Here is a 19,765-nt window from a genome sequence, read left to right on the forward strand (position 1 = left end):
GGGATTCCTTGGGAAAACAGGCCGCCACTGTAGCCCCGCCCATTCCGGGCGTCTTGGAAAAAACCGCCACCGCGTGCATGCATGCGTGGTGACCGCCCTCCTCAGAAATCGTCGCCGCCGCCCGCCAGGGTTTCGAAGCGCGTGAGCATGTTCAGGAAGGCGAGTTTCACTATGCCCGTGGGGCCATTGCGCTGTTTGCCGATGATGATCTCGGCCACGCCCGGCTCCTTGCAGTTCTCGCGGTTGTAGTACTCGTCGCGGTAGATGAACATGATGATGTCCGCATCCTGCTCGATGGCGCCCGATTCACGCAGGTCGGACATCATGGGGCGCTTGTCGGTGCGCTGCTCGACCGAACGGTTCAGCTGCGACAGCGCGATCACCGGGCACTGCAGCTCCTTGGCCAGCATCTTCAACCCCCGGGAGATTTCCCCCAGCTCCGTGGCGCGGTTGTCACCCCCATCGGAGTTGGAGCCGCTCATGAGCTGCAGGTAGTCGACCACGATCAGCCCCAGCTTGCCGCACTGCCGGGCCAGCCGCCGCGCATTCGCGCGCAGCTCACTCGGCGTCAGACCCGGCGTTTCGTCGATGTGCAGCGACACGTTGCGCAGCTTCTCGATGGCTTCGGTCAGGCGCGGCCATTCGTCGTCGGTGAGCTTGCCGGTGCGCAGATGCCCCTGGTTGATGCGACCGATCGAGCCGACCACCCGCACCGCCAACTGGGCGGCACCCATTTCCATGGAGAAGACGGCCACCGGCAGGCCCTCGTTGAGCGCAACGTGCTCGGCGATGTTGATGGCGAAGGCGGTCTTGCCCATGGAAGGCCGGGCCGCCAGCACCACCAGATCGCCCGCCTGGAGCCCCGAGGTCATGCGATCGAGATCGATGAAACCGGTCGGCACCCCCGTCACATCGTTCGGGTTGTCGGCCATTTCCTGTACGCGGTCGAGCAGGTCGACGACCAGGCGGTCCATCGACTGGAAGCCCTCCTTCATCCGGGAGCCTTCTTCACCGATCTTGAAGATCTTCTGCTCGGCCTCGTCCAGGATCTTGGCCACCGGCCGGCCCTGCGGGCTGAAAGCCGCTGTGGCGATCTCGTCGCTGGCCGTGACCAGCTTGCGCAGGATGGCGCGCTCGCGCACGATTTCGGCGTAGCGCCGGATATTCGCCGCGCTGGGCACGTACTGCGCCAGTGAATTCAGGTAGGCCAGTCCGCCCGCCTCTTCCGCCTTGCCCTGGTTCTGCAGGTGCTCGAACACCGTCACCACGTCGGCGGGCTTGCCCGCGTTGACCAGGGTCGCGATGGCCGAATAGGCGAGCTTGTGCTCGTAGCGGTAGAAATCCGAGTCGTTGACCAAATCGGCCACCCGGTCCCAGGCGCCGTTGTCGAGCAGCAGCCCCCCGACCACGCTGGATTCGGCCTCGATCGAATGGGGCGGCACGCGCAACTGGGCGATCTGGCGGTCGCCGGCCGCGTAATCGGCGTCGTCCAGCCCCGCGTCAAAGGCCGATGGAGGGGAGGAATACAGGTCGGACATGGCGGATCAGATCAAAGGGGCATGGTACGCCGTCGGCGCGCCGGTGTCATGGGACAACCCTGTGGACAAACCGTGGACGGGCTGTGCAGCGCCGAGGACAAGTGCATGCCCATTCCGGCCCACAAACAAAAAAGGCCGCCGGCCCGGAGGCTGGCGGCCCTGGCCGGCCGAGCCGGCAGTGCGATCAGGCGGTTTCGCCCAGCACCGTGACGGCGACGTCCACGTTCACGTCGGTGTGCAGATGCACCTGGACGGTGTAGTCACCCACGGCCTTGAGCGGACCGTTGGGCAGACGCACCTGGGACTTGGCCACGGAGAAGCCTTGCTTGTTCAGCTCTTCGGCCACGTCGTGGTTGGTCACGGAACCGAACAGTCGGCCGTCGACGCCGGCCTTCTGGGTCAGCTTCAGGGTCAGGGCAGCGACCTTCTCACCCAGGGACTGGGCTTCGGCGAGCTTGGCCGCAGCGGCCTTTTCCAGATCGGCACGGCGGGCTTCGAACTCCGCCACGGCGGTGGCGGTGGCGCGGCGGGCACGGCCGGACGGGATCAGGAAGTTGCGGGCATAGCCGTCCTTGACCTTGACCACATCACCCAGAGCGCCCAGGTTGACAACTTTGTCGAGCAGAATGATTTGCATGTCGGTTCTCCCTGTATCAGACGCGGTGCTGATCGCTGTAGGGCAGCAGCGCCAGGAAACGGGCGCGCTTTATGGCCGTGGTGACCTGGCGCTGGTAGATGGCGCGGGTACCGGTCAGGCGGGCCGGGATGATCTTGCCGTTTTCGGCGATGAAGTCACGCAGGACGTCCACGTCCTTGTAGTCGACTTCTTCCACACCAGCCACGGTGAAGCGGCAGAAACGCTTGCGCTTGAACAGCAGCGACTGGGTGTTGCGCTTGGGGCGCTTGTCCTTGTTGAAACGCTTGGGTGCAGCCATGATGGGCCTTTCCTATGTCTTGCTGAAATCTTGGATATGAAACGCGGTGCCTTTGCCGTTGCGGGCGTTGGCCAGGAAACCGTGGAACTCGCAGACCGTCTCCAGCCCTTGCCGGGCCAGCACTTCGGCCAATGCGCCAAAGGCGACGGCCTTGATCTGCAGCTTCACCGTTCGCGGCGTGTCCAGTTCGGTGATCACCGATTCGTGCTCCAGCACGAGATTGATCACCGGTATGCCTGCCGGGGTGTAGCGCAGGCCTTGTACCTGCACCACCGCAGCCGTGAGGCTGCACCGGTTGAGCGGCTGGTTCACGCCGGGGCCGGGCACCGACAACGAACTCAGGCGGCGGCCTGCTCCTGCGACTGGGCAGCCTTGCGCGCTTCTTCGCGCTCGACCGACTTCATCATCGAGGAAGGACCGGTTTCGGCCTTCTTCTTCTGCACGGTCAGCTGACGCAGCACGGCGTCGTTGAACTTGAACGCGTGTTCGAGTTCGGCCATGACTTCCAGGCCGGCTTCGATGTTCAGGCACAGGTAGTGGGCCTTGGACAGCTTGTTGATCTGGTAAGCCAGCTGGCGGCGGCCCCAGTCTTCAACACGGTGGATCTGGCCGCCACCGGCGGTGATCATGCCCTTGTAGCGCTCCAGCATGGCCGGAACCTGTTCGCTTTGATCCGGGTGGATCAGCAAAACGATTTCGTAATGACGCATGGACTCTCCTTGTGGATGGTAAAAACCGCCCCCGGCGTCTGATCGGGGTGCGGCAAGGCAAGCCCATGATTATAACCAATCCCCCGATTCCTATCACACAGCGCCCGGCTGGGGGGACCAACGGGCCGGTTTTCCGGCGCGCTGAGGTGCCCGCACGCGCCCTGCTCTCAGTCGACCCGGAGGTTCGGGTAGCGCACATGCTCCACCAGTTCCTGGATCGGGCGGCTGGGTGCCGGCGTCACCAGACTGACCAGGATGATCACCGCAAAACCCAGCGGCACGCCGAACACGCCGGCCGATATGGGCTGGATGCCCCACCAAAGCTCGATGGGTGAGGTGACGCCAAAGATCCCACGCAGCCAGGGCTGGGTCGTCACCATGTAGTAGAACGTGACGCCCAGGCCCGCAATCATGCCCAGCGACGCCGCGATCCCGGTGGCGCGCTTCCAGAAGATACCCAGCACCAGGGCCGGGAAAAAGGCCGCCGCCGCAAACGAGAACGCCGCCGAAACCAGGAACAGGATGTCCGCCGGCTTCTGCGCCGCGACATAGGCCGCCAGCAAGGCGACCACCAGCAACAGCACTTTGGAGATGGTCACCCGGCGCACGGTGGAGGCATTCGGGTCGATCATCTTGTAGTACAGGTCGTGGCTGAGGGCGTTGGCAATGGTCAGCAGCAGCCCGTCAGCGGTCGACAGCGCGGCAGCCAGCCCGCCGGCGGCCACCAGGCCCGAGATCACGTACGGCAGGCCCGCGATTTCGGGCGTGGCCAGCACGATGATGTCCCCGCCGATGGTCATTTCGTTAAGCTGCAGGATGTTGTCCTTGTTGACGTCCACCACCGACAGCAACGAGGGGTCGACCTTGTTCCAGGCGGCCACCCACTGGGGCAACTGGTCAAACGGCGTGCCCACCAGCACATGAAAGACCTCGTACTTGACCAGCACCGCCAGGGCCGGCGCCGTGAAGTACAGCAGGAAGATGAAAAACAGCGACCAGGTCACCGACTGCCGGGCCTCTTTGACGCTGGGCACGGTGTAGTAGCGCATGAGGATGTGCGGCAACGCGGCCGTGCCCACCATCAGGCAGAAAATCAGCGCCAGGAAGTTGCGGCGCGATTCGTCGTAGGTCTTGCGGGCCGCCGCGTCGCCGTCCGGATCGCCGGCGTACTGGGCCGCGTGCGGCGGCATGCCGTTGAGCGGTCGGGCCTTGGTTTCGGCCGCGGCCTTGGCGCGGGTCCAGGCGGCCCTGGCCGCTGCCTCATCCCTGGGCAGGGCGGCCAGCGCCTTCTCCGCATCGGCGATGGTTCCCATCGGCGCGTTGGCGGCCTTCAACCGGCTCAGTTGGGCTTCCGCTGCGGCCCGATCGGCCGCCAGCGCGGCCGCCGGGTCCTTGAGTTTGTCGTCCAGAACGGCGGCGCGCTGGCGGTAGATCTCGCGCACCTCCAGCTCCTTGGCATCGCTGGCGAGCAGCTTTTCCTTGGCCGTCACCTTCTCCAACTGGTAACCGTAGACCGCCTGCGGCACGGGCACGCTGGTCTGCTTCACCGAGAGCCACACCACCGGGATCATGTAGGCGACGATCAGGATGATGTACTGGGCCACCTGGGTCCAGGTCACTGCGCGCATGCCGCCCAGGAACGAACACACCAGAATCCCGCCCAGACCGAGGAAGATGCCCAGCTCGAACGCCACGCCGGTCAGGCGCGATGTGATCAGCCCCACGCCATAGATCTGCGCCACCACGTAGGTAAAGGAACACAGAATGGCCGCGCAGATGCCCAGAAAGCGCGGCAGATTGCCGCCGTAGCGCTCACCCAGAAAGTCGGGAATGGTGAATTGCCCGAACTTGCGCAGATAGGGCGCCAGCAACAGCGCCACCAGGCAATACCCCCCGGTCCAACCCATGATGAAGGCCAGGCCGCTGTAGCCCGTGAGATAGAGCGTGCCAGCCATGCCGATGAACGAAGCCGCTGACATCCAGTCGGCCCCGGTGGCCATGCCGTTGTAGACCGCCGGCACCCGGCGGCCCGCCACGTAGTATTCGACGGCGTCGGTGGTCCGGCTCATGATGCCGATGCCCGCATACAGACCGATGGTGGCCAGCAGGAAGATGAAGCCGATCCACTCGCGCGACAGGCCGACCTGCTCCAGCAGCGCCAGCGCGATCACGAACACCGCGAAGCCCCCGGTGTACCAGCGGTAGACCTTGTTGAGCTGCTGCTTGAAGGCCTTGTTGGACCCGCGACGGCCAGGGGCGCCGGAAGGCGCGGTGTCATAGGGGCCGGCCATGGCTCAGTCCTCCTCCTCGTCGACACCGTGTTCGATGTCGAGCCGGTTCATGTGCCACGCGTAGTACCCGATGATGAGCACGTACACCACCAGGGACCCTTGCGCCCCGACCCAGAAACTGAACGGCCAGCCGAAAAAGCGGAAATCGAGATCGCGGGCAAAGTACGCAACGACGAAGGTCGCCACGAACCAGATGACCAACAGCAGCGCCGTCACATGGAGATTCTTGCGCCAGTAGCGGCGGTGGTTGTCGGTCAGTGCCATGTTTCGGCCTCCTTTGCCGGTCGTCTGTTTGTGGGGGCGGTCGCACTCGAGCCGGCGATTTTCGCGGCCCCGTGCCGATGGCCCGCGCAGCCGGCGCCGCTCACACCCGGGCGGCGCCCAGGCCGGTCTCGCGCTCCAGCTGGGCGGCGACTTTGGGCTCGAACTGCCGCAGATGGTGGATGATCTGGGCCGCCTCCTCGGGCGCCTGCCGGTCCACATGCACCCGGGCCAGTTGGTACCAGCCGTAGGGACTCAGGGGTTGCAAAGCGGTGTTGCGGCGCAAGGCTTCGGCGGCGGCGTCGAAACGCTGCTGCCGGATCAGGGCCAGGCCCAGGCCGTACCAGGCCCGATCGCATTGGGGGTCGAGCGCGATGGCCTGCCGGAACGCCTGCTCGGCCGCCTCGGCGTCCCCCTGCTCCTCACGCAGAAAACCCAGGTTGAACCAGGCCGCCGCACGGTCCGGCGCCACGGCCAGCAGGCGCTCAAGCACATCGCCGGCCTCCCGCTGGCGCCCGGCCTGCGCCAGCAGATGGGCCTGTGTCGCCAGGGCGTAAGTGTCGGCCGGCTCGGCCTGCAGCCGTTCCTCCACGCGCGCCAGCGCCCGCTCATGAGCGCCCAGGAGCAGCAGCGCCCGCACCTGCCAGCGCACGAACCCGGCATCCAGTGACCGCCTCATTGACACCACTGCACCCCGATACGCAGGCAATGGGAGATCTTGGCCAGCGTCGCCAGCACCCAGACAAAACCCAGTATCAGAAAGGCCACCAGCGGGAGGTGGCGCTCGATCACCAGCCGCGGCGTGACCCACCGTGCCAGCTTGACAAACGGTCTGCCGATCTGCTGCAGCACCTGATAGAAGACATTCCGGTCTTTGTTCGGCCCCACCAGCAGCCCGAGCACCCACTGCCCGGCCAGGGCCAGGAGGGCCACTTCGGTCACGAGTTTGATGGAAGAGATCAGCAACAGCATTTTTTTGACCGGCCCGCTGGCGGTGTGCGGCCATTCTTGGGTTTCAGCTTACCAACTTCTTACGGACACCAACCCGCATTCTCTGACACAGGTCAAACCCCCATAGGGTATTCCCGGGAGCCATCCCGGCGTGGCGAGATAGCATGCCTTCGACCGCCTTGCCCAAACCGCCCATGCCCAGCCAGCCTCCCCTTCCCCTGATCGCCGCCCTGGCCCGCCACCGGGTTTTCCGCCACCTGCCGGCCGCGCTGCAACGCACGCTGGGCACCGAACGGCAACCGCTGCACTGCGCCGCCGGCCAGCACATCGCCAGCGGGCCTGCCCTGCAGCGGCAGCTGTTCTGGGTGCTGCAAGGCGAAGTGCTGCTGCAGGACGGGGAAGGCCACCCGCTGCTGACGCTCACCGCCGACGAGCTGTTTGGCCTGGACGCCGGCAACGCTTTGCTGGTCAGCGCCGCCGTGGCGGCCACGGAATGCCAGTTGGTGGTCTGGAACGAGCGCGAACTTCAGACCCTGCTGCGCGAAGCCCCGGCCCTGGCGTTCTTCCTGCCGCCCCTGCCAGCCGGCGCCCGCCCGGCACCCGCTCCGGCCCCGGCCGGTGACCCGGCGCTCAACCTGATGACCACCCCGGTGCGGGCCCTGATCCGTCGCCCGCCCATCACCCTGGCGCCCCAGACCCCGATCCGCGAAGCCGCGCAACTGATGCGGGCGCAGCGCGTGTCCTCGGTGCTGATCACGGAACAGGACCACCTGTTCGGCCTCATCACCGACCGCGACCTGCGCAACCGGGTCGTTGCCGCCGGCCTGGACACAGAGCGACCGATTGCCGACATTGCCACACTGGCGCCGATGACCATCGACGTGCAGAACCCCGCGTTCGACGCCTTGCTGCTGATGGCGCGCCACAACATCCACCACGTGCCGGTGCTCGATGGCGAACGCATCGCCGGCATGATCACCGCCACCGACCTGACCGAGCAGCACAGCACCTCGGCGGTCTATCTGGTGGGCGACATCCACAAGCAGACCACGATCGAGGGCCTGCAGTCCATCGCCGCCAAAACCGCCCGCCTGCAGCAGAACCTGGCGGCGGCAGAGGCCTCGGCCTACAGCACGGGCCACATCGTCACCGCGGTCACCGACGCCATCACGACGCGCCTGCTGCAAATGGGCGAGGCCCGCTTGGGCCCGGCCCCGGTGGACTATGTCTGGGTGGCCGCCGGCTCGCAGGCGCGCAACGAGCAGACCGCACGCTCCGACCAGGACAACTGCCTCGTCATCGACGACGCCTACGACGAAAGCCTCCATGGCGCCTACTTCCGGGATCTGGCGCGTTTCGTCTGCGATGGCCTCGATGCCTGCGGCTACGTCTACTGCCCGGGCGAGATGATGGCGATGACCGATGCCTGGCGCCAGCCACGCCGGCAGTGGCTGTCGTACTTCGAGCGCTGGACCGGTCAGCCCGAACCCAAAGCCCTGATGCTGACGTGCGTGTTCTTCGACCTGCGCGCGGTGTCCGGCCACAGCGGTCTGCTCGACGGCCTGCGCCGGGAAGTGCTGCAACGCACCCAGGGCAACACCCTGTTTCTGGCGCACATGGTGGGCAACGCTCTGCAGCACCAGCCGCCGCTGGGTGTGTTCAAGGGGCTGAGCACCATCCGCAGCGGCGAGCACAAGGGCACCATCGACCTCAAGCATGCCGGGCTGGTGCCCATCGTGGACCTGGCCCGGGTGTACGCGCTGGCCGGCGGCAACCCCGCGGTCAACACCTACGACCGCCTGATGGGGGCAGCGGCCGGCGGCGCCATCAGCGAGCAAAGCGCCCGCGATCTGCGCGATGCGCTGGAATTCCTGGCGTTCGTGCGCATCCAGCACCAGGCCCGTCAAAGCGCCGCCGGGGTGCGGCCGGACAATTTCCTGAACCCGGACGAGCTGTCCAACTTCGAACGCACCCAGCTCAAGGACGCGTTCACCGTGGTGCATTCGCTGCAGAGCGTGCTGGCCCAGCGCTACCGCTTCTGAGCACGGGCGGGCCTTGCGGGCGGCGGGCCCGGTTCAGAGGTTCAGTATTTGAGCCGGGCGTAGTAGGTCTGCTGCGCCGCCTCCCGCGCCTGGCCCAGCGTGCGGATGCCCTTTTCAGCCAGCAGGGGAATCAGCCGCAGGAAGACTTCGGCCGTGACCATGGCGTCGCCCATGGCCGTGTGCCGCCCGACCACGGTGATGTTGAAGCGCTCCGCAATCGCTTCGAGGCGGTGCGAATCCTGGTTGGGGTGCACCACCGCCGACAGCAGCAAGGTGTCCAGGACCGGCTGGTCGAACACCACACCGGTCCGCCGCTCCTTGAGCTGCAGGAAGCGCATGTCGAAGGCGGCGTTGTGCGCCACCAGCACGGTCTCGCGCGCGAAGACATGGAAGGCCGGCAGGACCTGGTCGATGGTGGGCTGCCCCACCACCATCTCGGGGTGGATACCATGGATCGGAATCGTGGCCGCCGGGATCGGCCGGCGCGGGTCGACCAGTTGGTCGAAGCGCTCCTGCTGCAGCAGTTTGCCGTTGACGATGCGGGCCGCGCCGATCTGGATGATCTCGTCGCCATCCGAAGGGTTCAACCCCGTGGTTTCGGTGTCGAACACGGTGTAGGTCAGTTCGCTGAGCAGGCACTCGTCCAGTGCCCGCGACCGCTCGGTGGAGCGGAACAGGTCGAAGTCGTAGTACTCGGGCCGGCTGCCCGGCAGGGCCAGGGTCTCCATCTCCAGCTGTTCCTGCGCCGGCGCCAGCGGCAGCAGAAAGCGGAAAAACGCCTGGTGCCGGGTGCGTTCGCGCTCGAACCAGAAGGCGCCGGCGTGGCGCTCGACCACGTCGCGCACCGTCAGGCGCTGGGACTCCCCGCCCACGGTCATCGGGTCCAGTTCCCAGCTCATCACGGTTTCGGTGCTCATGGCCTGGCCCGACCAGATCAGGTCGAGCTGGGCCTTTCCCGCCTCCGCCCCCGCCCGGGCACCGCCCCCGGGCATGGCCGACAAGCGCAGTTGCACGAAACGCACACCGAACTCGCCGGCCAGGCGCTCGGCCAGGTAGGCCAGCGCCTGCATCAGCGAAAAGCTCTCCACCCGCAGCCACAGGGCCGCATCGACCTCGGCCGTGGACACCGGCAAGGCGGTCACCGTCTCGATCCGGCGCGCCGCGGCCGCCACCAGATCGGCTCCCAGCACGTCTTCCAGCGGCCAGCGCGTGCGCAGGCTGTCGGCCGAGTCGCCGTCGACCGCCTCGATGCGCCGGCTGAGCTCGCGGGTCTCTTCGCGCACCACGCCCATGAAGCGGGCGCGCATGGCCGCATCGAGATCCGGGAAGTCCAGCATCTCGATGGCGGCCTGGATGCTGGCCAACGAAGCGCGGCTGCGCTCGGTCAGCGTGTTGAGCACCCGGTCGCGCGCCGACTCCAGCTCGAACTCCCGGGTGATGTTCTCCAGCATGAGCACGAAGCCGCCGATGACCGGTCCGTCCTCGGACCCTGCCGTGGTGGCGCGTACCGGCGTCATCTGCACCCGCAACAGCTGCCCGGCTTCGGTGGACGTGACGAACTGGGCCGAAGGTTGCGCAGCGCCACGCAGCAGGCGCTGCTGGATGTTTTCGAGCGCATGGGCCACGAGCTTGCGATCGAACACGGTGTAGATGGAGCGCCCCAGCCCCACCAGTTCGCTGCCGCCTGCCACCCCGGGCGCCTGCGACAGCGCCTTGAACTGCAGGCGCGCGCGCTGGTTGTAGAGCAGGATGCGGCCGTCCAGATTGCAGACGACCACACTCTGGGTCAACTCGGCCATGAGCGCGGCCAGGCGGTTGCGTTCCTGCTCGATGCCGGCAGCGGCCTCGCGCACCTTGTCGTCCATCTGGCGCCGCAGCGCCTCGCGCTGCGCCACCAGTTGGTTGAACAGGCCCACCAGCACCCGGGTTTCGGCATTGCCTTTGGCGGGCAGCTCGCGCACGACATCCGTGCGCAGCACAACCTGGGCCTCTTCAGCCAGTTGCACCGACGGGGTGACCCAGTGGTCAAACCAGCGCCGCAGCCCCCAGGCGATGGCCGCCATGCCGGCGGCCCAGGTCAGCGTCACCAGCATGACCCGATCGTGCAGCACCGACCAGACCTGCGCCCGCTGGGCGGCCGACAGGGTGGCCCCCAACAGACCGATCGTCACCAGCAGCCACAGCACCGACAAGCCGGCGGCCGCTCCCAGCAGCCACCACAGCCGGCGATCGGTCTTGCGGGCCGGGCTCATGCCCCGGATTCGGCTCGCGGGCCGCCAAGCAGTTCTTGCACCTTCTGCACCAGTTCCCGGGTGGAAAAAGGTTTGGTCATGTAGGCGTCCGCGCCCAGGGCCAGGCCCTTGGCCACATCGGTCTCGCGCCCCTTGGCCGTGAGCATGAGGATGGGTACATGCCGCAGGCTCTCGCTGGCGCGCACTTCGTGGCACACATCGAAGCCGGTCTTGACCGGCATCATCACGTCCAGCAGCACCAGGTCGGGCCGTTCGCGCGCCATCACGTCCAGCGCTTCCTGCCCGTCGCGCGCCAGCAGCACTTCGTAGCCTTCCCGCTTCATCAGGAATTCCAGCGAGATCAGGATGTTGGGTTCATCGTCGGCAATCAGGATTTTCTGGCTCATCACACGGTCTCCTCCGGGCATCGGTTTATGGGGTCGGCCGGCAGCGGCAGCGAAAAGCCGAAGCAGGCGCCCTGCCCCGGCACGCTGCGCAACCACATGCGGCCGCCGAAGTGCTCGACGATCTGGCGGCTGATCGGCAGCCCCAGACCCGTGCCCCCGGGCCGGTAGTGCGCATCGCCGCCCACCTGGCGGAATTTTTCGAACACCAGCGCCTGCTGATCCGGGGGGATGCCCGGTCCATTGTCTTCCACCTCCACCACCAGCGCTGCCGCCTGCACGAACAGCCGCAAGCGGATGCGCCCCTGACCGTCCGGCGTGTATTTCACGGCATTGGACAGCAGGTTGAGCACCACCTGCGTGATGCGGTCGGGGTCGACCCGCACCGTGGGCACGCGATCGGGCAGCTCCTGCACCAGCGTCACGCCGCGCTCGCGGCAGCTTTCGGCCATGGTGCCCACCGCCTGGGCCAGCACCGCCCGCAGGTCCACGTCACCGGGATGCCATTCGGCGTGCCCGGCCTCGATCTTGGCCAGATCCAGCACCTGGTTCACCAGCCGGGTCAGGCGCTCGGTCTCGGCCACGATGATGTCCAGGAACTGCTGGCGCTGCGCCGCTTCGATGCCGGGATCGTCGCGCATCAGCTCGGACAGCGCCCTGATGGACGTCAAGGGCGTGCGCAGCTCGTGCGTCACCGACGACATGAAGTCGTCCTTCATGCGGTCCAGGCTCTGCAACTGGTGGTTGGCCTGCCGAAGTTCGCCCGTGGCGCGTTCCAGGGAACGGGACTTCTCTTCCAGCGCGTGCGAATACGCACGCAGCTGCGAAGCCTCGTCGAGGATGCGCATCACGTCCTGCAGATCCAGCGAATCTTCCTCCACCACCGAAGCCACCATCACGCGCGCCGAGGCGCTGCCGATGGCGCCCGCCAGTTGGGTCTCGACAAAATGCACCAGGCGCGCATCGGCGGGCAGCGCCTCTTCGTCCCGCAAGCCACGGGCCTGGGCATGGCTGCGCAGCAGCTGGCGGGTGCGCTGATCACCCAGAAACCGCGCAGCCAGCGCGCGCAACTCGGGCAGGCGCGCCCGGCCCCGCCAGAACACCGGCGAAGCGTGTCCCTGGCGGTGGAAGACATCGACGAACAGCAGCGCCTGGCTGGTTTCGGCGGCCGAGGGCGTGCGCCACAGCGAAACGCCCACATACGTCCCGATGTTGGCCAGCAAGCTCCAGAACAGGGCGTGGGTCAGGTTGTCCAGGCCCTGCAAACCCAGAAAGGCTTCGGGCCGCAGCCAGGCGATGCCCCAGGGTCCGCCTTCCAGAAACCCGGTGGCGAGCCAGCCCGACTTGGCCAGTGAAGGCAGCATCAGTGTGTAGATCCAGAAAGCGAACCCCAGCATCAACCCGGCCAGCGCGCCCTGGCGCGTGCCGCCCTTCCAGTACATGCCGCCCAGCATGGCGGGCGCAAACTGGGCCACGGCCGCAAAACTGATCAGACCGATGCTGACCAGGGCATAGGCTTCGCCCGCCAAGTGGAAATATAGGTAGCCCAGCAGCAGGATCAGCAGCATGGCCACACGGCGAATGCCCAGCAGCCAGCCGGACAGATCGCCCCGTCCGGCCCCGAAACGGCGGTGGCGCAGCAGCCAGGGCATGACCAGGTCGTTGCAGACCATGGTCGACACCGCGATCGCTTCGACAATGACCATGCCCGTGGCCGCCGATAGCCCACCGATGAAAGCGACCATGGCCAGCGCCGTCTGCCCGTGCATCAGCGGCAGGGTCAGGATGTAGCTCTCCGGATTCATGCCCGCATCGGTGCCGAAGAGCAGCAGGCCGCCCAGGGCAATGGGCAGCACAAACAGGTTGATCAGCAGCATGTAGGCCGGAAACACCCACACGGCGCGGCGCAGATGCGCTTCCCGCACGTTCTCCACCACCATGACCTGGAACTGCCGCGGCAAAAACAGCACGGACAGCATGGCCAGCACGGTCATGCCCAGCCACTGGGTATAGGCCGATGGCTGGCTGTGGTCGAAGCGCAGCAGTCCGCGCAAGCCTTCCTGGGCATCGGCACGGCCAAAAAGATCCCCCAGGCCATCGAACAGACCGTAGGTCACGAACAGGCCCACGGCGAGGAACGCCACCAGCTTGACCACGGATTCAAAGGCAATGGCCGCCACCATGCCTTCGTGGCGCTCGGTGCTGTCCATGTGGCGGGTGCCGAACACGATGGCGAAGCCGGCCAGCGCCAGCGCGATATACAGCGTGCTGTCCTGCCACCACACGCCCGCTGCGGGCGATACGCCGGCGCTGGTGGTGAGCACGGCATAGCCGGTGGCAATGGCTTTGAGTTGCAGGGCGATGTAGGGAACGATGCCAACCACCGTGATCAGGGTCACCAGGCCGGCCAGCAGCGGACTCTTGCCGTAACGGCTGGCGATGAAGTCCGCAATGGAGGTGATGCGGTGCGTGCGCGCGATGCGGATCATCTTGCGCACCACCATCCAGGCCAGCAGCATCGCCAGCATGGGGCCCAGGTAGATGGGCAGGAACCAGACGCCGGCGTCAGCCGCCCGCCCCACACTGCCGAAATAGGTCCAGGCCGTGCAGTACACCGCCATCGACAGGGCGTAGACCCAGGCGTTGTCGATGACCGAACGCCCCTGGGCCGCGCGACGATCCCCCCAGTAGGCGATGGCGAACAGCAGCAGCACGTAGGCCAGCGCGGCGGCGGCCACGCCCCAGGGCGACAACGGCCCGGAAGCCACGGAAGCCGTCATTCGTCGGGCTCCGGCGCGTCAGCCTGTCCGCGCTCGACGATCCAGGCCAGTCCGGCGATGAGGCCCGTCCAGATGGCGAACAGCGCGAGCGGAAACAGCGGCAGGCCACCCCAGGTGGCATCCCGGTCCCACAGCGCCAGGAGCGGGAAGTTCAGCAGCACCATCCCCGCCAGAAAGAGCGCCACCAGCCGCTGCGCGACCAGCCCATCGAACATGCATGTCTCCTCGGCTCGGGCGCCCGAAGGCCCCTTTGTAGGCATTGTGGGGGCGGTGATTGACCACGCCCTTACGCTTTTCAGCCTACAGACAAACGCGCCCGGGAACAAGCATGCGGCCAGACGAAAAAAAGCGGCCGGGTCGCCCCGGCCGCTTTGAAGGGAAGAACCGCTTTCGATCAGGAGGCGGCGAGCAGTTGCCAGGTGTCGACCACGGAGTCGGGGTTCAGCGAAATGGAGCTGATGCCCTCGGCCTTGAGCCACTGGGCAAAATCCGGGTGGTCGCTGGGGCCCTGACCACAGATGCCCACGTACTTGCCTTCGGCCTTGCAGGCGCCGATGGCCAGTTTCAGCAGCGCCTTGACCGCGGGGTCGCGTTCGTCGAAGTCGTGCGCCAGCAGCTCCAGGCCGGAGTCGCGGTCCAGCCCCAGGGTGAGCTGGGTCAGATCGTTGGAGCCGATGGAGAAGCCGTCGAAGTACTTCAGGAACTCATGCGCCAGCACCGCGTTGCTCGGGATCTCGCACATCATGATGAGCTGAAGCTCGTGCTCGCCGCGCTTGAGGCCCTTGGTCGCCAGCAGTTCGGTGACCTTGCGCGCCTGCTCCAGCGTGCGCACGAAGGGCACCATGACCTGCACGTTGGTCAGACCCATGTCTTCACGCACCCGCTTGAGGGCCTCGCACTCCATGGCAAAGGCTTCGGCGAAGTCTTCGCTGATGTAGCGCGCCGCACCCCGGAAGCCCAGCATCGGGTTTTCTTCATCGGGCTCGTAACGGCTGCCACCCACGAGCTTGCGGTACTCGTTGGACTTGAAGTCCGACAGGCGCACGATGACCGGCTTGGGCCAGAAGGCGGCCGCAATGGTGGCCACCCCTTCGGCGACCTTGTCGACGTAGAAGGCGCGCGGGCTGGCGTGGCCGCGCGCCACCGATTCCACCGCCTTCTTCAGGTCGGCATCGACCGCCGGATAGTCGAGGATGGCCTTGGGGTGCACGCCGATGTTGTTGTTGATGATGAACTCCAGCCGCGCCAGCCCCACACCGCCGTTGGGGATCTGCGCAAAGTCGAAGGCCAGTTGCGGGTTGCCCACGTTCATCATGACCTTCACGCCAGCGTCGGCCATTTCGCCGCGCTGGACCTCGGTCACTTCGGTTTCCAGCAGGCCGTCGTAGATGTGGCCGGTGTCGCCCTCGGCGCAGCTCACCGTGACCAGCGTGCCGTCCTTGAGCGTGTCGGTGGCATCGCCGCAACCGACCACGGCCGGAATGCCCAGCTCGCGCGCGATGATGGCGGCGTGGCAGGTGCGCCCGCCGCGGTTGGTGACGATGGCGCTGGCGCGCTTCATCACCGGCTCCCAGTTCGGGTCGGTCATGTCGGTGACCAGCACGTCGCCCGGCTGCACCTTGTCCATCTCGCTGATGTTGTGCACCAGCCGCACCGGGCCCGTGCCCACCTTCTGGCCAATGGCACGACCAGACGCCAGCACGGCCCCCTTGCCCTTGAGCTTGTAGCGCAGCTCGGTCTTGCCGGCCGACTGGCTCTTCACCGTTTCGGGGCGGGCCTGCAGGATGTAGAGCTGGCCGTCGGTGCCGTCCTTGCCCCACTCGATGTCCATCGGACGGCCATAGTGCTGCTCGATCACCAGCGCGTACTGCGCCAGTTGTTCGACATCGGCCTCGCTCAGGCTGTAGCGGTTGCGCTGCTCGACCGGCACGTCGATGGTCTTGACCAGCTTGCCGGAAGCGGCCTTTTCTTCGGGCGTGGAGAACACCATCTGGATCAGCTTGCTGCCCAGGTTGCGGCGGATCACGGCCTTCTTGCCCGCTTTGAGCATGGGCTTGTGCACGTAGTACTCGTCGGGGTTCACCGCCCCCTGCACCACCGTTTCGCCCAGGCCGTAGCTGGCGGTGATGAAGACCACGTCCTCAAAACCGCTTTCGGTGTCGATGGTGAACATCACGCCGGCGGTGCCCAGGTCGGAGCGCACCATGCGCTGCACACCGGCCGACAGCGCCACCACGTCGTGGGCAAAGCCCTTGTGCACGCGGTAGCTGATGGCGCGGTCGTTGTAGAGCGAGGCGAACACCTCCTTCATCTTGTGCAGCACATCCTCGATGCCGACCACGTTCAGGAAGGTTTCCTGCTGGCCAGCGAACGATGCATCGGGCAGGTCTTCGGCCGTGGCCGACGAACGCACCGCAAACGAGGCCTGCAGGTTGTCGCCGGCAAGCGTGGCAAAGGCTTCGCGGATGGCCTCTTCCAGATCGGCCGGAAAGGGCTGCGCTTCGACCCAGCCACGGATCTCGGCACCGGCTTCGGCCAGGGCGCGCACGTCTTCCGTGTCAAGCGCCGCCAGCCGCTGGCTGATGCGTTCGGTCAGACCGTTGAACTTGAGGAACTCGCGAAAGGCATGTGCCGTGGTGGCAAAGCCCGTGGGCACCTTCACCCCCTGAGGCAACTGCGAGATCATTTCGCCCAGGCTGGCGTTCTTGCCGCCGACCGATTCGACATCGGTCATGCGCAGTTTTTCGAAGGGCACGACCAGAGCGGTCGCCTCGAACAGGTTGGACATGGGAAGACTCCTAAGGTTGAAAAACCGGTGGGCTCCATGCACCTCGTGGCCGACCTGTGGTTCTGTTGTGGGTCTGGCAACGGGGCCCGGGGCTGTATTCGAGGGACCGCAAAAGCGCCAGCGCTTTGGCGATAATGGTTTTGCGGCCCATCCTCAAATTGTAGGGTGCCCCGCCCGATCCGGCCTTTCTGCGGATACTGGCTGGGCATGAAAATGCCTGCGCCCTTCATGAAATCCCTTGCACGCACCATGTCCAACCGCACTGCCTTCTTCGTCTCCGACGGCACCGGCATCACGGCCGAAACCTTTGGCAACGCCATCCTGGCGCAGTTCGAAACCGCGATCCGGCGCGTCCGGCTGCCCTTTCTGGACAGTGTCGACAAGGCCCACCAGGCGGTGCGGCAGATCAACCACACGGCCACCATCGAGGGCAAACGCCCGCTGGTGTTCACCACGGTGGTCAACCAGGACGTGCTGGCCGTGTTCCGCGAGCAGTGCCAGGGCAAGATGCTGGACATGTTCGCCACCTTCGTGCAGCCGATCGAGCAGGAACTGGGCATCAAGTCGAACCACCGCGTCGGGCGCTTCTCCGATGTGTCCAAAAGCAAGGAATACCACGACCGCATCGAGGCCATCAACTTCTCGCTGGCCCACGACGATGGACAACTCAACACCGACCTGGAAAGCTCCGACGTGATCCTGGTGGGCGTGAGCCGCAGCGGCAAAACCCCGACCTCGCTGTACCTGGCCATGCAGCACGGTCTCAAGGCGTCCAACTACCCGCTGATTCCGGAAGACTTCGACCGCCGCCGCCTGCCGCCGGCCCTGGTGCCGCACCGCAAGAAGATCTTCGGACTCACCATTGCGCCCGAACGGCTCTCGGAAATCCGCAACGAGCGCCGCCCGAATTCCCGCTATGCCAGCCTGCAGAACTGCCGCATGGAAGTGGCCGAAGCCGAATCGATGATGCGCCGCGAAGGCATTCGCTGGCTGTCGACGACGACGAAGTCGATCGAAGAAATCGCCACCACCATCCTGCAGGAAATCCGGCCTGAGCGGCTGGCTTACTGAGGCACCAAGAACGCGTGCCGCGCTCTCAGCGCTTGGGCTCCCCGCCCTTGCGCCCGAGCGCCGAAATGCCGCCATGCGCCTGGCGGCTCAGGGCGAACGACAGAAACAGCTTCATCCACAGCGTGGAGCCGGCCACCGCAATCCAGTCCTCGCGCTCCAGAGCCTGGAAGCCGAGCACGGCCACCAGCACGCCAACCAGCACGACACCGCCGATCAGGTTGATGATCATTTCGTACGGCGCATACCGCTCGGCATCTGCAGGCGGTACGCCCTTCTTCAGCGCCACCTCGGAAAAATCGCGCCGCACCACGATGCGCCAGGCACGGCGCAGCCAGAAAAAGGCCACCGGCACCAAGGCCAGCAGAAATACCCAGTTGAGAATGAAGATGCTCATGCGGTCTCGTTTCTGTGGCTGGCAACAGCCCACTGTCGATACAGGATTGTCACCATAAAAAACCCCGTTGCGTCGGCAACGGGGCGGTCAGATCCGGACGGCCGAAGCCGTCCGGCAGGGTTCAGGCGCCGCTCAGTGGGCGACCGCGCCACCAGCGCCCTTGGGCACGCGTACCGACTCCACCAGATCCTGGATGTGCGCCGGCACCGGCTTGGAAGCCTTGCTCACGAGGTAGGCAACGAGGAAGTTCACCAGCGCCCCCACGGTACCAAAGCCTTCCGGCGAGATGCCGAAGAAGCCATTGTTGCCGCCGACCAGGCCCAGGTACTCGGTGCCCTTGATGAAGAAGATCCCCTTGTGGGCAAACACGTAGAACAGCACCACAAACAGGCCCGCCAGCATGCCGGCGGTGGCGCCCTTGTCGTTGATGCTCTTGCTGAAGATGCCCATCATGATCGCGGGGAAGATGGTCGAAGCCGCGATACCGAAGGCCAGCGCCACGGTACCCGCCGCGAAGCTTGGTGGATTCAACCCCAGCCAACCCGAGATCACGATCGCCACGGCCATGGCCACCTTGCCGGCAAAGAGCTCACCCTTTTCGGAAATATCGGGTTTGAAAACGCCCTTGATCAGGTCGTGCGAAACCGCCGAGGAGATGGCCATCAGCAGGCCGGCCGCGGTCGACAGCGCCGCCGCCAGACCACCGGCAGCGACCAGTGCGATCACCCAGTTGGGCAGTTGGGCAATTTCGGGGTTGGCCAGCACGATGATGTCGGCATTCACCGTCAGTTCGTTGCCCTTCCAGCCCGCGGCTTCGGCCTTGGCCTTCACGGCTTCGTTCTTGGTGGCGTCGTTGTAGAACTGGATGCGGCCATCACCGTTCTTGTCTGCAAACTTCAGCAGGCCGGTCTGTTCCCAGCGCTTCATCCAGTCGGGCCGCTCCTCGTACTTCAGACTGGCGTCGGCCGCAAACAGGTCGGCATTGCCCTTGACCACGTCGGACTTCACGACCATCTGACCGTCGGGACCACTGCCCAGGCCCACGGCGGTATTGACCGTACCGAAAAGGTTCAGGCGGGCCATGGCGCCCACGGACGGGGCCGTGGTGTACAGCAGGGCAATGAACACCAGCGCCCAGCCGGCCGACATGCGTGCATCGGCCACCTTGGGCACGGTGAAGAAGCGCACAATCACGTGCGGCAGACCGGCGGTACCGATCATCAGCGACAGCGTGAAGCAGAACATGTTGGGTATTCGTAAAAGCGGGTGGGCGCCAACAATGGGCTGATGTATGTCACGCCAGCCAGAAGTCGTAAAACAGTGTTGCAAACATTGTCGCTTCACTGTACAGTTACGCTATCGAAAATCG

At 65.9% G+C, this 19,765-nt stretch carries 18 protein-coding genes; 2 read left to right on the forward strand and 16 right to left on the reverse strand.

Annotated elements, in window-relative coordinates; genetic code table 11:
* Positions 1 to 101: 101 nt before the first annotated feature.
* The 9 genes from dnaB to L0977_RS10755 all read right to left on the reverse strand — a co-directional run bounded on the left by dnaB (position 102) and on the right by L0977_RS10755 (position 6,707).
* Positions 102 to 1,538 (reverse strand): replicative DNA helicase, encoded by a 1,437-nt coding sequence (gene dnaB, locus L0977_RS10715; RefSeq protein WP_234264854.1) that lies wholly within the window; start codon positions 1,536 to 1,538, stop codon positions 102 to 104.
* Between the two features lie 184 nt (positions 1,539 to 1,722).
* Complete coding sequence (rplI, locus tag L0977_RS10720) at positions 1,723 to 2,175, reverse strand: 50S ribosomal protein L9 (RefSeq protein WP_234264855.1); 453 nt, start codon at positions 2,173 to 2,175, stop codon at positions 1,723 to 1,725.
* A 16-nt stretch (positions 2,176 to 2,191) separates the two neighbouring features.
* Entirely contained in the window at positions 2,192 to 2,473 is a 282-nt protein-coding gene (rpsR, locus tag L0977_RS10725) for a 30S ribosomal protein S18 (RefSeq protein WP_234264856.1), read from the reverse strand.
* A gap of 12 nt (positions 2,474 to 2,485) precedes the next feature.
* Entirely contained in the window at positions 2,486 to 2,785 is a 300-nt protein-coding gene (gene priB / locus L0977_RS10730) for a primosomal replication protein N (RefSeq protein ID WP_234264857.1), read from the reverse strand.
* A gap of 26 nt (positions 2,786 to 2,811) precedes the next feature.
* On the reverse strand, positions 2,812 to 3,183 hold the full coding sequence (gene rpsF / locus L0977_RS10735; protein WP_234264858.1) for a 30S ribosomal protein S6: 372 nt from the start codon (positions 3,181 to 3,183) through the stop codon (positions 2,812 to 2,814).
* Between the two features lie 167 nt (positions 3,184 to 3,350).
* A complete protein-coding gene (locus L0977_RS10740; RefSeq protein WP_234264859.1) occupies positions 3,351 to 5,474 on the reverse strand; it encodes a sodium:solute symporter family protein in 2,124 nt (707 codons plus the stop codon).
* Positions 5,475 to 5,477: 3 nt separating this feature from the next.
* Positions 5,478 to 5,738, reverse strand: coding sequence for a DUF4212 domain-containing protein (locus L0977_RS10745; protein ID WP_234264860.1), 261 nt, complete (start codon positions 5,736 to 5,738; stop codon positions 5,478 to 5,480).
* Positions 5,739 to 5,838: 100 nt separating this feature from the next.
* Complete coding sequence (locus tag L0977_RS10750) at positions 5,839 to 6,414, reverse strand: tetratricopeptide repeat protein (protein ID WP_234264861.1); 576 nt, start codon at positions 6,412 to 6,414, stop codon at positions 5,839 to 5,841.
* On the reverse strand, positions 6,411 to 6,707 hold the full coding sequence (locus tag L0977_RS10755; RefSeq protein ID WP_234264862.1) for a hypothetical protein: 297 nt from the start codon (positions 6,705 to 6,707) through the stop codon (positions 6,411 to 6,413). The genes L0977_RS10750 and L0977_RS10755 overlap by 4 nt, the downstream gene beginning before the upstream one ends.
* Before the next feature lie 143 nt (positions 6,708 to 6,850).
* Between L0977_RS10755 and L0977_RS10760 the strand changes: the two genes are divergently transcribed.
* Positions 6,851 to 8,728 (forward strand): putative nucleotidyltransferase substrate binding domain-containing protein, encoded by a 1,878-nt coding sequence (locus L0977_RS10760; protein ID WP_234264863.1) that lies wholly within the window; start codon positions 6,851 to 6,853, stop codon positions 8,726 to 8,728.
* Between the two features lie 41 nt (positions 8,729 to 8,769).
* Here L0977_RS10760 and L0977_RS10765 read toward each other — a convergent pair whose 3' ends face one another.
* From L0977_RS10765 to ppsA, 5 genes are all read right to left on the reverse strand, one after another.
* Positions 8,770 to 10,980, reverse strand: a complete 2,211-nt coding sequence (locus tag L0977_RS10765) for an exonuclease domain-containing protein (RefSeq protein WP_234264864.1) — start codon at positions 10,978 to 10,980, stop codon at positions 8,770 to 8,772.
* Entirely contained in the window at positions 10,977 to 11,366 is a 390-nt protein-coding gene (locus L0977_RS10770; RefSeq protein WP_234264865.1) for a response regulator transcription factor, read from the reverse strand. Before L0977_RS10770 ends, L0977_RS10765 begins: the two co-directional genes overlap by 4 nt.
* On the reverse strand, positions 11,366 to 14,143 hold the full coding sequence (locus L0977_RS10775) for a sensor histidine kinase (protein ID WP_234264866.1): 2,778 nt from the start codon (positions 14,141 to 14,143) through the stop codon (positions 11,366 to 11,368). Before L0977_RS10775 ends, L0977_RS10770 begins: the two co-directional genes overlap by 1 nt.
* Positions 14,140 to 14,358 (reverse strand): hypothetical protein, encoded by a 219-nt coding sequence (locus L0977_RS10780; protein ID WP_234264867.1) that lies wholly within the window; start codon positions 14,356 to 14,358, stop codon positions 14,140 to 14,142. The genes L0977_RS10775 and L0977_RS10780 overlap by 4 nt, the downstream gene beginning before the upstream one ends.
* A gap of 179 nt (positions 14,359 to 14,537) precedes the next feature.
* A complete protein-coding gene (ppsA, locus tag L0977_RS10785) occupies positions 14,538 to 16,931 on the reverse strand; it encodes a phosphoenolpyruvate synthase (RefSeq protein ID WP_234264868.1) in 2,394 nt (797 codons plus the stop codon).
* Between the two features lie 249 nt (positions 16,932 to 17,180).
* On the opposite strand from ppsA, the gene ppsR reads away from it, so the two are divergent.
* Entirely contained in the window at positions 17,181 to 18,002 is an 822-nt protein-coding gene (gene ppsR, locus L0977_RS10790; RefSeq protein WP_234264875.1) for a posphoenolpyruvate synthetase regulatory kinase/phosphorylase PpsR, read from the forward strand.
* Between the two features lie 25 nt (positions 18,003 to 18,027).
* Here ppsR and L0977_RS10795 read toward each other — a convergent pair whose 3' ends face one another.
* Both L0977_RS10795 and L0977_RS10800 read right to left on the reverse strand, forming a co-directional pair.
* The gene (locus L0977_RS10795) at positions 18,028 to 18,396 is read right to left on the reverse strand and encodes a hypothetical protein (RefSeq protein ID WP_234264869.1); all 369 of its coding nucleotides are present in this window, start codon (positions 18,394 to 18,396) and stop codon (positions 18,028 to 18,030) included.
* 132 nt (positions 18,397 to 18,528) lie between these two features.
* Entirely contained in the window at positions 18,529 to 19,641 is a 1,113-nt protein-coding gene (locus L0977_RS10800) for a VC_2705 family sodium/solute symporter (RefSeq protein ID WP_234264870.1), read from the reverse strand.
* Between the last annotated feature and the right edge of the window lie 124 nt (positions 19,642 to 19,765).

Origin of the sequence: Hydrogenophaga sp. NFH-34, assembly GCF_021401345.1 — a bacterium.
In the GTDB taxonomy this organism is placed as follows: domain Bacteria; phylum Pseudomonadota; class Gammaproteobacteria; order Burkholderiales; family Burkholderiaceae_C; genus Hydrogenophaga; species Hydrogenophaga electricum.